The sequence below is a fragment of the Nocardioides seonyuensis genome (genome assembly GCF_004683965.1).
In the GTDB taxonomy this organism is placed as follows: domain Bacteria; phylum Actinomycetota; class Actinomycetes; order Propionibacteriales; family Nocardioidaceae; genus Nocardioides; species Nocardioides seonyuensis.
In genome coordinates, this window is the sequence record NZ_CP038436.1 from 3441450 (window position 1) to 3455255 (window position 13806).

A 13806-nucleotide genomic window follows, 5' to 3' on the forward strand; every position below is an offset into this window, starting at 1 on the left:
CTCAGCGGCCGTGGCTGGTGGGGGAGAGGATCTTCTCGAGCTCTTCCTCGACCTCGGCCGCGACGACGAAGAGGAGCTCGTCGCCGGACTCAAGGGGCTGCTCGGCGTCGGGGGTGTAGACCTGCCCGTCGCGCAGGATGGTCACGAGCGCGCAGTTGTCGGGGAAGGGCACCAGTCCGCTCGGCGTGCCGACGAACGGTGAGTCGACTGGCAAGGTCATCTCCACCAGGTTGGCGTTGCCCTGGCGGAAGGTGAACAGTCGGACCAGGTCCCCGATCGAGACGGCCTCCTCCACGAGGGCAGACATGATCCGGGGAGTCGAGACGTTGACGTCGACGCCCCACGCCTCGGTGAAGAGCCACTCGTTGTTGGGGTGGTTGACGCGTCCGACGGTGCGGGGCACGCCGAACTCGGTCTTGGCGAGCAGCGAGGTGACGAGGTTGGCCTTGTCGTCGCCGGTGGCCGCGATGACCACGTCGCACTTGTCCAGCTTGGCCTCCTCCAGCGAGGACAGCTCGCAGGAGTCCGCGAGCAGCCACTCCGCGTCGGGCACCCGCTCGGGCCGGATCGCGCTGGCCGACTTGTCGATGAGCAGGACCCGGTGGCCGTTCTCGATCAGCTCACGGGCGATGGACCGGCCCACGGCCCCGGCCCCGGCGATGGCGACGCGCATGTGGTCTCCGCTCTCAGTTCTCTTCAGGCCCGGCATCGAGCACGGCGTAGGCGTGGGCGGCCTGGTCCTCGCGCATGACGAGGTGGAGCATGTCGCCCTCCTGCAGCACTGACTCACGAGTCGGCAGGACGCCCTCGCCGAGCCGGTCGATCCACGCGATGCGGCTTCGGGTCTGCTCCTGCAGGTGCACGGTGCGCTGACCGATCCACGGCGGCGGCACCGCCAAGTTGTCGAGACGGATGGTGCCCGACGGGTCGCGGTAGTCCGGCTCGGCGCCGGCGGGCACGATCCTGCGCAGCACCTGGTCCGCGGTCCACTTCACCGTCGCCACCGTCGTGATGCCCAGGCGCTGGTAGACCTCTGCGCGCCCCGGGTCGTAGATCCGGGCCACGACCTGCTCGATCCCGAAGGTCTCGCGGGCCACCCGGGCGGCGATGATGTTGGAGTTGTCACCGCTCGAGACGGCCGCGAAGGCGTCGGCGCGACGGATGCCGGCCTTCTCGAGGACCTCCTGGTCGAAGCCGTAGCCGGTCACCTTGTCGCCGTTGAACGACTGTCCCAGTCGGCGGAAGGCGTCGGGATCGCTGTCGATCACCGACACGGTGTGGTTGCGGTCCTCGAGGCTCCTGGCCAGCGTCGACCCGACGCGGCCACACCCCATGATCACGACATGCACGCCTGAACCGTACTGCAGGGTCCTGAGCGGGGTCGCGGGTCTAGGCTTGCCGCCCGTGAGTGTCGGAGACGTGTCGAAGCGCATCCTGGTGGGGCGCAAGCTGCGCAGCAGCCAGCTGGGGGAGACCCTGCTCCCCAAGCGCATCGCACTCCCGGTCTTCGCCAGCGACGCGCTGTCCTCGGTGGCCTACGCCCCTGACGAGGTCTTCATCATGCTGGCGGTCGCCGGCGCGTCGACCTACGTCTGGTCGTGGAAGATCGGGCTGGCCGTCGCCGTCGTGATGCTCACGGTGGTCGCGTCCTACCGCCAGACCGTGCACGCCTACCCCTCCGGTGGTGGCGACTACGAGGTGGCGACGAAGAACCTCGGACGCACCGCCGGCATCACGGTCGCCAGTGCGCTGCTCGTGGACTACGTGCTGACCGTCGCCGTGTCCATCTCCTCCGCCGCGCAGTACGCCGCCGGCGCGTACAACCCCCTGGTCGGCCACGAGGCCACCGTCGCCGCGTGCGCAGTGGTGGCGCTCACGGCCGCAAACCTGCGCGGCGTCAGGGAGTCCGGTGCGTTCTTCGCCACCCCGACCTACCTCTTCATGGTCTCGATCATGGGGATGTGCGCCTACGGCCTCGTGCGGATGTTCTCCGGCAGCCTCCCGGACGCCGAGAGCGCCCATCTCGAGATCGACCCCGCCCCGGGGTGGGAGGGGCCGCTGTCGCAGGTCGCCCTGATGTTCCTCCTCGCGCGGGCGTTCTCCTCCGGCTGTGCCGCCCTGACGGGGGTCGAGGCCATCAGCAACGGCGTCCCGGCCTTCCGCAAGCCCAAGAGCCAGAACGCGGCCACGACGCTGCTGCTCCTGGGCCTGATCGCAGTGACGATGATGATGAGCGTCATCGTCCTGGCCAAGGAGATGTCGATCCGCTACGTCGACCCCCACGAGCTCGACCGGTTGCGCACAGCGGCCGGCGACGCTCTGCCGGCGGGCTACGAGCAGCACCCCGTCATCGCCCAGATCGCCGCAGGCGTGTTCGACAACTTCTCACCGGGGTTCTACTTCGTGCTGGCGGTCACCGGCGTCATCCTCGTCCTGGCTGCAAACACGGCCTTCAACGGCTTCCCGGTGCTCGGCTCGATCCTGGCCCACGACGGTCTGGCTCCGCGGTCCCTCGGCTCGCGCGGTGACCGCCTGGCCTACAGCAACGGCATCGTGTTCCTGGCCGCGATGTCGATCGCCCTCATCGTCGTCTTCGACGCCGAGACGACCAAGCTGATCCAGCTCTACATCGTCGGCGTCTTCGTGTCGTTCAACCTCAGCCAGCTCGGCATGATCCGCCACTGGACCCGGGCACTCCAGGGCGAGAGCGACCCGTCGGCGCGACGCCGGATGGTCCGCTCCCGCGCCATCAACACCTTCGGGCTGTGCCTGACCGCCGTGGTGCTCGTCATCGTGCTGGTCACCAAGTTCCTCGCCGGTGCCTGGATCACGATCCTGGCGATGGGCTTCTTCTTCCTCGTCATGAAGGCCATCTCCCGCCACTACGCACGGGTCGAGACCGAGCTGGCCGCAGACGAGCAGGACTCGGTCCTGCCCACGCGGGTGCACGCGGTGGTGCTCGTCTCGAAGCTGCACAAGCCGACTCTGCGCGCGCTCGCCTTCGCGAAGGCCACCAGGCCCAACGTCCTCGAGGGCATCTGCGTCAGCGTCGACAGCGAGCGCACCAACCAGCTCCTCAAGGAATGGGACGAGCGTCGTCTCGACGTGCCGCTGAAGGTGCTCTACTCGCCCTACCGCGAGGTGGTCCGCCCGATCGTGGAGTACACACAGGCGATCCGCAAGGCGAGTCCTCGCGGCGTGGTGGCCGTCTACATCCCCGAGTACGTCGTGGGACGCTGGTGGGAGCAGCTGCTCCACAACCAGACCGCGCTGCGCCTGAAGGGGCGCCTTCTCTTCAGCCCCGGTGTCATGGTCATCTCGGTGCCGTTCCAGCTGCGTTCCTCGGCGATCGCCCTGGAGCGCGAGGAGCGCGAGGAGGGGCGCGTGCACGCGGGCGACCTGCGCCGTGGGCGGGTCGACACCAACGGGTCGACCTGGCGCAAGGACGACGAGTGACCCGGCGGCCCCGGCCTCGCAAGGCACGCGGGCAGTCGCGGGTCGGTGACCGGTTCGAGGCCACCGTCGGCCCCGTCGCGCACGGTGGGCACTTCGTCGTACGCCTCCCCGAGCCGGAGTCGAGGGTCGTCTTCACGCGTCACGCGCTGCCGGGCGAGCGGGTGGTCGTGGAGATCACCGAGGGGACGGACGGCGACCGCTTCTGGCGCGGTGACGCCGTCGAGGTGTTGTCGGCGGCGCCCGACCGGGTCACGCCACCGTGCCCGTTCGCGGGTCCCGGACTGTGCGGGGGCTGCGACTTCCAGCACGTGCGGGTGCCTGCGCAGCGTGACCTCAAGGCATCAGTCGTGCGCGAGCAGCTGGTGCGACTGGGTGGACTGGCGGCCGATCACCCACTGCTGGCCGGCCTCGTCGTCGGGGGGGTCCCGGTGCCCGAAGGGGACGGGTCGACACGGCCTGACGACGGGCTCCGGTGGCGCACCCGGCAGCGCTACGCCGAGCTTCCGGGTGGGCAGCCGGCCATGCGCAAGCACCGATCCCACGAGCTCGTCGCCATCGACGACTGCCTCATCGCAGCGGAGGGTGCCCGGCCCGGCCAGGAGCACGAGGCCGCCGGCACGTCGTACGACGCCCGCTCGGTGACCGCGGCGGGGGCCACGCACGACTTCGCCCTCGCGGTGGACGGCTTCTGGCAGGTGCACCCCGCGGCTCCGCGAGTGCTGGTCGAGACGGTGCTGGAGATGCTGTCCCCACGAGCAGGTGAGGCAACCCTCGACCTCTACGCCGGCGTCGGGCTCTTCGCGCGGTTCGTCTCCGACGCCATCGGGTCCGGCACGCGACTGGTCGCGGTCGAGGGCCACCGCGAGGCGGCCCGTCACGCCCAGGCCAACCTCGCCCCGCACGAGGGTGCCGTGGTGGCATGCGGGTCGACCGGCGACGTGCTGGAAGCGAGCTTCGACGAGCCCTTCGACCTCGTGGTGCTCGACCCACCACGCGACGGCGCCAAGCGGGACGTGGTGGCGCAGGTGTGCGACCGCCGGCCGCGCGCAGTGGCCTACGTCGCCTGTGACCCGGCCGCGCTGGCCCGGGACGTCGCGATCTTCGCCGAGCACGGCTACGGGCTCACCGCCCTGCGGGCCTTCGACCTCTTCCCGATGACCAGCCACACGGAATGCGTCGCGCTGCTGGAGCCTGCGGACGCTTGCGCCCGGCCGCGCTGAACGATCGTGCAACAGACCCGACAGCGGGCCGTCGTGCCGGCGCGGTATCGTCACGATCAGCCAGTCGTACTCCCACGTGGAGTCAGGGAATCCGGTGAGAGTCCGGAACTGACGCGCAGCGGTGAGGGGACGGGACGGACACGCCGGCAACGGCAGCCACTGGGGTCTGCGGATCCTGGGAAGGCGTTCGCGCCCGGTTGATCCAAGTCCGAAGACCTGCTGGCCCTGACGACAACCGTCGTCGGGTCATGGTGGGTCCCGCGTACGGACCCGGACTCGAAGCATGGTGATCTCCGGTGACCCGGTCACGTCCCGACCGTTGCCCGGGCGTGCTGCGCCCCTGGCCCGCAGAAGACGGTCTGCTCGTCCGGCTGCGTCTGCCCGGTGGCAGGGTCGCCGCAGACGCCTTACTCGGCTTGCTGGAGGTGGCAGAACGTCACGGCGACGGACACCTCCACGTGACCACGCGGACGAATCTGCAGGTGAGGGCGCTTTCGGCGGTGCCCGGCACGCAGCGCCTGACCGACACCGTGCTCGCGGCCGTCGAGGCGACCGGCCTCCTGCCCAGCCGTACGCACGACCTGGCGCGCAACGTCATGGCGTCGCCCCAGACCGGGCTGGTCGGCGGTCGCGTCGACCTGCGTCCCGTCGCACGCGCGCTGGACGCAGCGCTGCTGGCCGCACCTGCCCTCGGGTTGCTGCCCGGCCGCTTCCTGTTCGTGCTCGATGACGGCCGCGGCGACCTGCTCGACCGCACCTGCGACCTCGGGCTGGTCGCGCTCGGTCCCACCGAGGCGCAGCTGCGGGTCGGCACCGGCTGGGGCCCGGTCGTCCCGCTCGCGGGCGTCGAGGAACGGCTCGTCCGCCTGGCTCTCCGCTTCCTTGAGGTGCGCGGCGACGGGCCTGGCGCCGCGTGGCACGTCCACGAGCTGGCGTCGCAACTGGTCGCCCCGGTGCCTGCATCGGCACGGCTGCCTGACCGATCGCCCCCGTTGCCGTACGGCCCCGTGCCCGGCGGTGAGCATGTCGCCGTGCCGGAGGACGGCCTCGACCGTCCCGCCGTGGAGCGCCTGTGCTCCGCGGCAGCCGAACTCGTCGTCACCCCCTGGCGTGGCGTTCTCGTCCCTGAGGAGTCCTCATGAGCAGTCCGTCCCCGTTGCAGCTTCGTCGTCCGGGGCGTCACTACCCGTACATCGACCGGGGGGCGGCCATCTACCTCGACTCCTTCGCCACGATCCGACGTGAGGCCGACCTTTCCCGCGTGCCGGTGAGCGCTGAGAAGGTGGCCGTGCGGATGATCCACGGCAGCGGACAGGTGGATCTGGTCGATGACCTCGTGATCCACCCGGACCTCGTCCCAGCGGCCCGCGCAGCCCTCGAGGCGGGGGCGCCGATGCTGTGCGACGCCACGATGGTGGTGAAGGGCGTGACACGCAGCCGCCTCCCCGCGGACAACGACGTGATCTGCACCCTCAACGAACCTGAGGTGCCTGCCCTGGCGGAAGAGTGGGGAACCACCCGCACAGCGGCGGCGATCTCGCTCTGGGAGCCGTACCTCGAGGGCTCCGTGGTCGCCATCGGGAATGCGCCGACCGCCCTGTTCCACCTGTTGGAGATGCTCGTGGACGGCGCCCCGCGCCCTGCGGCGATCGTCGGCTGCCCGGTGGGCTTCATCGGGGCCGCCGAGTCGAAGCAGGCCCTCGAGGACTTCCGCGTCGACCACGGCATCGACATCCCCTTCGTCGCCGTCCGCGGCCGCCGAGGTGGATCCGCCATGACCTCGTCGGCCCTCAACGCACTTGCCCAGGAGCAGGAATGAGCACGTCCACCTCTGCCATCGGCCACTTCGCCGGCGTCGGCGTCGGTCCTGGGGATCCCGAGCTGATCACCCGCAAGGCAGCGCGCCTGATCGGGGACGCCGACGTCATCGCCTACCACGCGGCGCGGGGCAGGCAGTCCAACGCGCGCCGTATCGCCGCAGAGCTCTTCCCGGCCGATGTCCTGGAGGAGGAGCTCACCTATCCGGTCACCACCGGCACGACCGACCACCCCGGCGGGTACGCCGGGGTGCTGGCCGAGTTCTACGAGCAGTCGGCCGACCGCCTGGCCGCCCACCTGGTGGCTGGTCGCAACGTCGTCCTGCTCTCGGAGGGCGACCCGCTCTTCTACGGCTCGTACATGTACATGCACGACCGCCTCGCCGACCGATTCCCGACCGAGATCGTGCCCGGCGTCCCGGCCTTCCTCGCGGCCACCGCCGCGACCGCGAGTCCGCTGGTCCGCCAGACCGACGTGCTCACCGTGTTGCCCGGCACGCTGCCCGAGCCCGAGCTCGCCCGACGGCTGGCCGACACCGACGGCGCGATCATCATGAAGCTGGGACGGACCTTCCCTGCCGTACGCCGCGCGCTCGCCGCGGCTGGCCGCCTCGAGCACGCCTTGTACGTGGAGCGGGCGTCGATGCCGGAGGAGCGCTGGATCCCGGTGACCGAGGCTGACGAAGCATCGGTCCCGTACTTCTCACTGATCGTGGTCACCGGGGACAGCCTCAACGGACGGCGCTCCCGGGAGACGAGTGGCCCGACCGCTGCCGATTCGCAGGCGGCGGAGGTCGATCCGGCGGAGCTGCTGGTGGTGGGGCTCGGCCCGGGACCGGACGGCTGGTTGACCCCGGAGGTGAGCGCGGCGCTCGCGGAGGTCGACCACGTCGTGGGGTACGCGCCGTACGTGAATCGGGTGCCGCAGCGTGAAGGGCTCACCCGCCACGCGTCGGGCAACACTGTCGAGCTCGACCGTGCGGCCTTCGCTCTGGACCTCGCGAGGCGAGGGCAGAAGGTGGCCGTGGTGTCGGGTGGCGACCCGGGCGTCTTCGGCATGGCCGCTGCCGTCTTCGAGGCGGCCGAGGACCCGGCGTACGCAGACGTACGGGTCCGGGTGCTCCCCGGCGTGAGCGCGGTGCAGGCCGTGGCCGCACGCGCGGGTGCGCCGGTGGGTGCCGACTTCGCGGTGATGAGCCTCTCGGACCGCCTCAAGCCGTGGGAGGTCGTCGAGAAGCGGCTCCGGGCCGTGGCCGAGGCGGACCTGGTCCTTGCGATCTACAACCCGGCGTCGCGCAGCCGTACCGAGCAGGTCGCGACGGCCAGACAGGTGCTGCTGGAGCACAAGAGCCCGGAGACGGTCGTCGTGGTGGGTCGCGACGTGGGACGCGCGGAGGAGGCGCTCACGGTCAGCACGTTAGGCGAGCTCGATCCCATCACGATCGACATGAAGTGCCTGCTGATCGTGGGCGCCTCATCGACCCGCGTCTCCTCGGCCGGCGTCTGGACGCCGAGGTTCGTGCGATGACCGTCCACTTCGTCGGAGCCGGCCCCGGAGCTGCCGATCTGTTGACCGTGCGGGCGACGCGGCTGCTCGCGAAGGCGGACCTCGTGCTCTACCCCGGGACCTACCTGGACCCCGAGGTCCTATCCCACTGCGGTCCGCAGGCGACCCTGGTCGACACCCAGGACCTGGACCTCGACCAGATCTCCGCGCACCTCGTCGACGCCTTCAACGCGGGCCACCAGGTCGTGCGCCTCACCTCCGGCGACCCGTCCCTGTACTCCGCCCTGCACGAGCAGACGAGCCGGCTGGACGCTGCCGGGGTCACCTGGCAGGTCACGCCCGGCGTCGCCGCGTACGCGGCGGCGGCGGCCCGGGTGGGCAGCGAGCTGACGGTGCCGCTGGTGGCGCAATCGGTGGTGCTGACCCGGACTCAAGCAAGGTCTACCCCGATGGGAGACGGGGAGTCGCTGACCCAGTTCGCCGCCACCGGCGCAACCCTGGTGTTGCACCTGGCGATCACTCGGACCCGGACCCTGATGGCCGAGCTCGAACCGGTCGTCGGGGGAGACTGCCCGGTGGTGGTCGTGTACCGGGCCAGCCAGCCGGAGGAGTTGGTGTTGCGCGGAACCGTCGACACCATTGCCGATCAGGTGGAGGGGGCCGGGCTACGACAGGCGGCTGTCATCTTGGTCGGACGCACGCTGGCTGAGGCGCCTGCCCTCGCAGGAGGGGAGTCGTACCTGTACAGCCGTGAGCGGGACAGGCTCACGAAGCGACCGTTGTAGACCACGGTCTCCTGCAAGACGCCTCCGAGGGGCTCAGAGGCGCAGGCTCCACTGCGTCACGGTCCGCAGCGGCGTCCATCCGGTGAATCTGCCAACGGGGTGCGTCGTCTCCACGGCGAGGCGGGTGAGCTCGCCGCCGTGCGTCCGGTATGCGTCGGCGAGGAGCGACTCCGTCTCGAGCGTCACACCGTGCACGACCAGGCGTCCGCCCGGACGCAGCGCCGCCAGGCACGCGTCGAGGACGCCGGGGCGCGTGGCTCCGCCGCCGATGAAGATCGCGTGCGGAGGCTCGAGGCCGGCGAGCGCGTCAGGGGCGGGACCTTCCACCACACGGAGGTCGGGCACGCCGAGACGCGTCGCGTTGCGTGCCACCCGGGCGGCGCGCACGGGATCCGCCTCGACCGCGGTCGTACGGCAGGTGGAGTGTGAGCGCATCCACTCGATGCCCACCGAGCCGGCGCCTGCACCGACGTCCCACAGGTGCTGACCGGGCGCGGGGGAGAGACGAGCCAGGGCCGAGGCCCGAAGGTCGCGCTTGGTGAGCTGCCCATCGTTCTCGAAGGCCTCGTCGGGCAAGCCTGCCACCCACGACGAGCGCCACCCCGCGGCGTCCGCGGGGACCTCGATGGCCAGGACGTGCAGCGCAGGGACATCGCTCGCCGGTGTCTGGGCCCATTCCCGGGCGGTCTTCACCGACCGCGACTCGGCGTCGCTCCCGAGGTTCCCGAGCACCGTGATGACAGCGTCCGGATGGCCCGTCTCGGTCAGCAACCGGCCCACGAACGTGGCTGTCGGCGACCCGGACGTGAGGACCAGGATCCGTCGCCCCGGAGCGACCTCCCGCAGCACCCGTGCCTCGTGTCGTCCGACCAGCGTCACGACCACCGACTCCTCGGCCGACCAGCGCATCCGTGCGCGTGCCAGGGCCACGGAGGAGATCGAAGGGAGGACCCGGACGGCCTCGGCGCCAAGAGCGCGTACGAGCGTCGTGCCGATGCCCGAGACCATCGGGTCACCGGACGCCAGCGCGACCAACTGGCGACCGCGCAGCTCGTCGAGCAGAGCCGGTAGGGAAGGCGCGAGCGGCGAGGGCCACGGGCGTCGTTCCTGCCCCGGCACCGGGGCCACGAGGGCGAGGTGGCGTCGGCCGCCGAGGACCACGTCTGCCTCCCGTAGGAGCCTCTCCGCGGCCGGCTGGAGAGACCCGTCGGCCCCCACTCCCACCACGGTCACGAGGTGTCCACGAGGAGGGGGAGTCAAGTCATCCACGAGTCGGGAGGCTATCGTCAGCCCAACACGTGAGGTGCCCCCGCGCCCCAGCCATCGGAAACGGTGGGGACGAGCAACGGGGAGAATCTGGGAAGCCGGTGAGAGTCCGGCACAGGCCCGCTGCGGTGAGTCGAGCACTCCGTCAGGAGTGACTCGACAAGTCCGAAGACCGGCCTCGCGTGAGCCAATCCATGGCCTACGAGCGGGAGCCTCAACGTGCCACAGAAGTATCCATTTTCTGCCGTCGTCGGCTGCGGGTACGACCCCACGACCACCTCCGGTCTCGACGACATGGGCCTCGCCCTCGTCCTTACCTCGATCAGCCCCGAGATCGGTGGCGTCCTCGTACGCGGCGAGAAGGGCAGCGCCAAGTCGACCACGGTCCGAGCACTCGCCGACGTGCTGCCCTGGATCGACGTGCACGACGGCGACCGGTTCTCCACCGACCCGCACGACACCAACGCCACCTCGCCCGACCTCAGCACCGACCCCGGCGCCGCCCGCGGCCCGGTGGTCAGCCGCCCCGTACGCCTCGTCGAGCTGCCCGTCGGCGCCACCGAGGACCGCGTGCTCGGCTCGCTCAACCTCGAGAAGGCGCTCACCGCCGGCTCCGTCGAGTTCGAGCCCGGCCTGCTCGCCCGCGCCCACCGCGGCGTGCTCTACGTCGACGAGGTCAACCTGCTCCACGACCACCTCGTCGACCTGCTCCTCGACGCCGCCGCCACCGGCCAGGTGACCGTCGAACGCGACGGCGTCTCCATCGGCCACAGCGCCCGGTTCGTCCTCATCGGCACCATGAACCCCGAAGAGGGCGAGCTGCGCCCCCAGCTGCTCGACCGATTCGGGCTCACCGTCGAAGTCGCGGCACCCCGCGACCCCGCCCTGCGCGTCGACGTCGTACGCCGACGCCTCGCCTTCGACCGCGACCCCGCCGCCTTCGTCGCCACCTACGCCACCCAGCAGGCCGAGCTCACCCGCCGCATCGCCGAGGCACGCGCCCGGATCGACGACGTCACCCTGGGGGACGCGGCCCTGCTCAAGGTCGCCGAAGTGTGCGCCGCGTTCGAGGTCGACGGGCTGCGCGCCGACATCGTCACCGCCCGCACCGCCGTCGCCCACGCCGCCTGGGCCGGACGCCGGTTCGTGACCCGCGCCGACATCCGCGCCGCCGCCTTGCTCGCCCTGCCGCACCGACGCCGCCGCAACCCGTTCGACGCACCCGGCCTCGACGAGAAGCTGCTCGACGAGATCCTCGGCGACGACGACCTGCCCGAGCCGCCCGAGCCCGAGGGGCCCACGCCGGCGGACGACGCCACCGACGCCTCTGACGAGAGCCCCACCGAGGCCCCTGCCGACATCGAGCCCGGTGACACCGACAGCACCGACCCGGCCCCCGGTGACACCACGCCGACCGACCCGGACCCCGCCCAAGGCGCAGCGTCCGACGACATCGCCGCCATCCTGCCGCCCGCGCCCCAGCAACCCCAGCCCACCGGCGACGGCACCTCCACCACCGTGAAGTCCGGCGACGCGTACCGACCCCGCCTCTTCACCGTCGGCGGCCTCGGCCACGGCACCCCCGGCCGACGCAGCCGTGCCCTGGGCGACACCGGCCGCCGCGTCGGGGCCCGACCCGGCCACGGAGCCGGTGCCCTGCACCTCGTCGAGACCCTGCGCGCCGCCGCCGAACGCCACGCCACCTCCGACACCGCCCGTACGGCAGAGGGCCGCTTCACCCTGCACGCCAGCGACCTGCGCACCGCCGTGCGCGAAGGCCGCGAAGCCAACCTGCTCCTGTTCTGCGTCGACGCTTCCGGCTCGATGGCCGCCCGCAAACGGATGACGCAGGTGAAGGCCGCGATCCTCTCGCTGCTCACCGACGCCTACCGACGCCGTGACAAGGTCGCGCTCGTCTCCTTCCGCGGCACCGACGCCGAGCTCACGCTGCCGCCCACCGGCTCCATCGAGGTGGCGGTCGCCCTGCTCGACGACCTCCCCGCCGGGGGACGCACCCCGCTCGCCGCAGGGCTGCTCACCGCGGCGGACGTCGTCCGGCGGGAGCGGCTCCGCGATGCACGCCTGCGCCCCCTGCTCGTCGTCGTCACCGACGGCCGGGCCACCGCAGGAACCGACGCCGTGGCACGCTCCCGGCAGGCCGCCGCGCACCTGGCAGCGCTGGGTGTCCCCGGGGTGGTCGTCGACTGCGAGGAAGGACCGCTGCGACTCGGGCTCGCCCGCATCCTCGCAGGCCACCTCGAAGCTGAGCACGTGCCCATGGCCCGCGTCAGCGCCACCGGCCTCGTCGACGTCGTGAACGGACGGGTGGCCTGATGAGCACCGCGACCCGAACCGTGACCCACACCTCGACCGGCACCCTCGCGCCCCTGCTCCCCGGCACCGTGGCGCTGGTCGGCGGCGGCCCCGGCGAGGCCGGACTGATGACCGTGGCTGGCCGCGCCGCCGTCGAACAGGCCGACGTGCTGCTGGTCGACCACCTCGCCCCCTCCGAGGCGTTGGGCTGGGCACCGTCCGACGCTGAGATCGTGGACGTCGGCAAGCTCCCACGTGAAGCCTTCACCCCGCAGGAGAGCATCAACGCCCTGCTCGTCCAGCACGCCCGCGCGGGGCGCCGCGTCGTACGGCTCAAGGGTGGCGACGGGTTCGTCTTCGGACGAGGCATGGAAGAGCTCGAGGCCTGCGCCCAGGCAGAGGTGTCCGTACGCGTGATCCCCGGCGTCACCTCGTCGGTCGCCGTCCCGGCACTGGGCGGGATCCCTGTCACCCACCGCGGACTCGTCCAGGGCTTCAGCGTGATCTCTGGCCACGTCCCGCCCGGTCATCCTGACTCGACCCTCGACTTCGAGGCGCTGGCTCGCTCCGGCACCACGCTCGTCGTCCTCATGGGGGTCGCCACCCTGTCTGCGATCACCGCCGCGTTGGTCGCCAACGGCCTCGACCCCGCCACCCCGGCCGCGGTCGTCGCCCGCGGAGGCCACCCGGACCAGCAGGTCGTCGGCGCCACGGTTGCCGACATCGCGGCACGGGCCGCCCATGTCGAGCCGCCCGCCATCACCGTCATCGGTCACGTCGCCGCGTTCGCGGCCACGGACACCCCCGTACTCGAAGAGGTCATCTGATGCCCCAGGGCCAGCCGCTCACCGTCCCCAATGACGGACTCACCACCCGCCAGCGCCGCAACCGCCCGCTGCTGATGGTCCACACCGGGGACGGCAAGGGGAAGTCCACCGCCGCCTTCGGGCTCTCCATCCGGGCGTGGAACCAGGGCTGGAACATCGGTGTCTTCCAGTTCGTGAAGTCCGCCAAGTGGCGCATCGGCGAGCAGACCGTCCTCGAACGGCTCGGCCGTCTCCACGAGGAGACCGGCGAAGGCGGCCCCGTCGAGTGGCACAAGATGGGCGCCGGCTGGTCCTGGACGAAGAAGCAGGGCGACGCCGAGGACCACGCCCGCGCCGCAGCCGAAGGGTGGCAGGAGATCAAGCGCCGTCTCGCCGCCGAGACGCACGACCTCTACGTCCTCGACGAGTTCACGTACCCCATCGCCTGGGGCTGGGTCGACCTCGACGACGTCGTCACCACCCTGCGTGAGCGCCCAGCGAAGCAGCACGTCGTCATCACCGGGCGCCGCGCCGCGCCCGAGCTGATCGAGGTGGCCGACCTCGTCACCGACATGACGAAGGTCAAGCACCCCATGGACGCCGGCCAGAAGGGCCAGCGAGGAATCGAGTGGTGAG

The 13806-nt window shown here is 71.4% G+C and carries 12 protein-coding genes and 2 riboswitches; of the genes, 9 read left to right on the forward strand and 3 right to left on the reverse strand.

All coding sequences use genetic code 11. From position 1 onward, the window contains the following. Position 1: 1 nt before the first annotated feature. Positions 2-673 (reverse strand): potassium channel family protein, encoded by a 672-nt coding sequence (locus tag EXE58_RS16700; protein ID WP_135268904.1) that lies wholly within the window; start codon positions 671-673, stop codon positions 2-4. Positions 674-686: 13 nt separating this feature from the next. Continuing rightward, positions 687-1349, reverse strand: coding sequence for a potassium channel family protein (locus EXE58_RS16705; protein WP_135268905.1), 663 nt, complete (start codon positions 1347-1349; stop codon positions 687-689). 55 nt (positions 1350-1404) lie between these two features. Between EXE58_RS16705 and EXE58_RS16710 the strand changes: the two genes are divergently transcribed. The 6 genes from EXE58_RS16710 to EXE58_RS16735 all read left to right on the forward strand — a co-directional run bounded on the left by EXE58_RS16710 (position 1405) and on the right by EXE58_RS16735 (position 8785). Continuing rightward, positions 1405-3456, forward strand: coding sequence for an APC family permease (locus tag EXE58_RS16710; RefSeq protein ID WP_244242282.1), 2052 nt, complete (start codon positions 1405-1407; stop codon positions 3454-3456). Then, complete coding sequence (locus tag EXE58_RS16715; protein WP_135268907.1) at positions 3453-4676, forward strand: class I SAM-dependent RNA methyltransferase; 1224 nt, start codon at positions 3453-3455, stop codon at positions 4674-4676. The genes EXE58_RS16710 and EXE58_RS16715 overlap by 4 nt, the downstream gene beginning before the upstream one ends. Before the next feature lie 45 nt (positions 4677-4721). After that, positions 4722-4914: riboswitch (cobalamin riboswitch) on the forward strand. A 58-nt stretch (positions 4915-4972) separates the two neighbouring features. Next, positions 4973-5818, forward strand: coding sequence for a nitrite reductase (locus EXE58_RS16720; protein ID WP_135268908.1), 846 nt, complete (start codon positions 4973-4975; stop codon positions 5816-5818). Further along, positions 5815-6495 carry a precorrin-8X methylmutase gene (locus EXE58_RS16725; protein WP_135268909.1) on the forward strand — a complete coding sequence of 227 codons (681 nt, stop codon included), beginning with the start codon at positions 5815-5817 and terminating at the stop codon, positions 6493-6495. The genes EXE58_RS16720 and EXE58_RS16725 overlap by 4 nt, the downstream gene beginning before the upstream one ends. Then, positions 6492-8021 (forward strand): precorrin-2 C(20)-methyltransferase, encoded by a 1530-nt coding sequence (locus EXE58_RS16730; RefSeq protein ID WP_135268910.1) that lies wholly within the window; start codon positions 6492-6494, stop codon positions 8019-8021. The genes EXE58_RS16725 and EXE58_RS16730 overlap by 4 nt, the downstream gene beginning before the upstream one ends. Next, entirely contained in the window at positions 8018-8785 is a 768-nt protein-coding gene (locus EXE58_RS16735) for a cobalt-precorrin-4/precorrin-4 C(11)-methyltransferase (protein ID WP_135268911.1), read from the forward strand. The genes EXE58_RS16730 and EXE58_RS16735 overlap by 4 nt, the downstream gene beginning before the upstream one ends. Before the next feature lie 33 nt (positions 8786-8818). Here EXE58_RS16735 and cbiE read toward each other — a convergent pair whose 3' ends face one another. Continuing rightward, entirely contained in the window at positions 8819-10054 is a 1236-nt protein-coding gene (gene cbiE / locus EXE58_RS16740; RefSeq protein WP_135268912.1) for a precorrin-6y C5,15-methyltransferase (decarboxylating) subunit CbiE, read from the reverse strand. A gap of 32 nt (positions 10055-10086) precedes the next feature. Beyond that, positions 10087-10230, forward strand: a riboswitch (cobalamin riboswitch). Between the two features lie 40 nt (positions 10231-10270). Between cbiE and EXE58_RS20350 the strand changes: the two genes are divergently transcribed. Genes EXE58_RS20350 through cobO form a run of 3 tightly spaced genes read left to right on the forward strand, consistent with a single transcriptional unit; the run spans position 10271 to position 13805 of the window. Continuing rightward, positions 10271-12385, forward strand: a complete 2115-nt coding sequence (locus tag EXE58_RS20350) for a VWA domain-containing protein (protein ID WP_279638248.1) — start codon at positions 10271-10273, stop codon at positions 12383-12385. Then, positions 12385-13191, forward strand: coding sequence for a uroporphyrinogen-III C-methyltransferase (gene cobA / locus EXE58_RS16750; RefSeq protein WP_135268913.1), 807 nt, complete (start codon positions 12385-12387; stop codon positions 13189-13191). The genes EXE58_RS20350 and cobA overlap by 1 nt, the downstream gene beginning before the upstream one ends. Continuing rightward, entirely contained in the window at positions 13191-13805 is a 615-nt protein-coding gene (cobO, locus tag EXE58_RS16755) for a cob(I)yrinic acid a,c-diamide adenosyltransferase (protein WP_135268914.1), read from the forward strand. The genes cobA and cobO overlap by 1 nt, the downstream gene beginning before the upstream one ends. Position 13806: the final 1 nt, after the last annotated feature.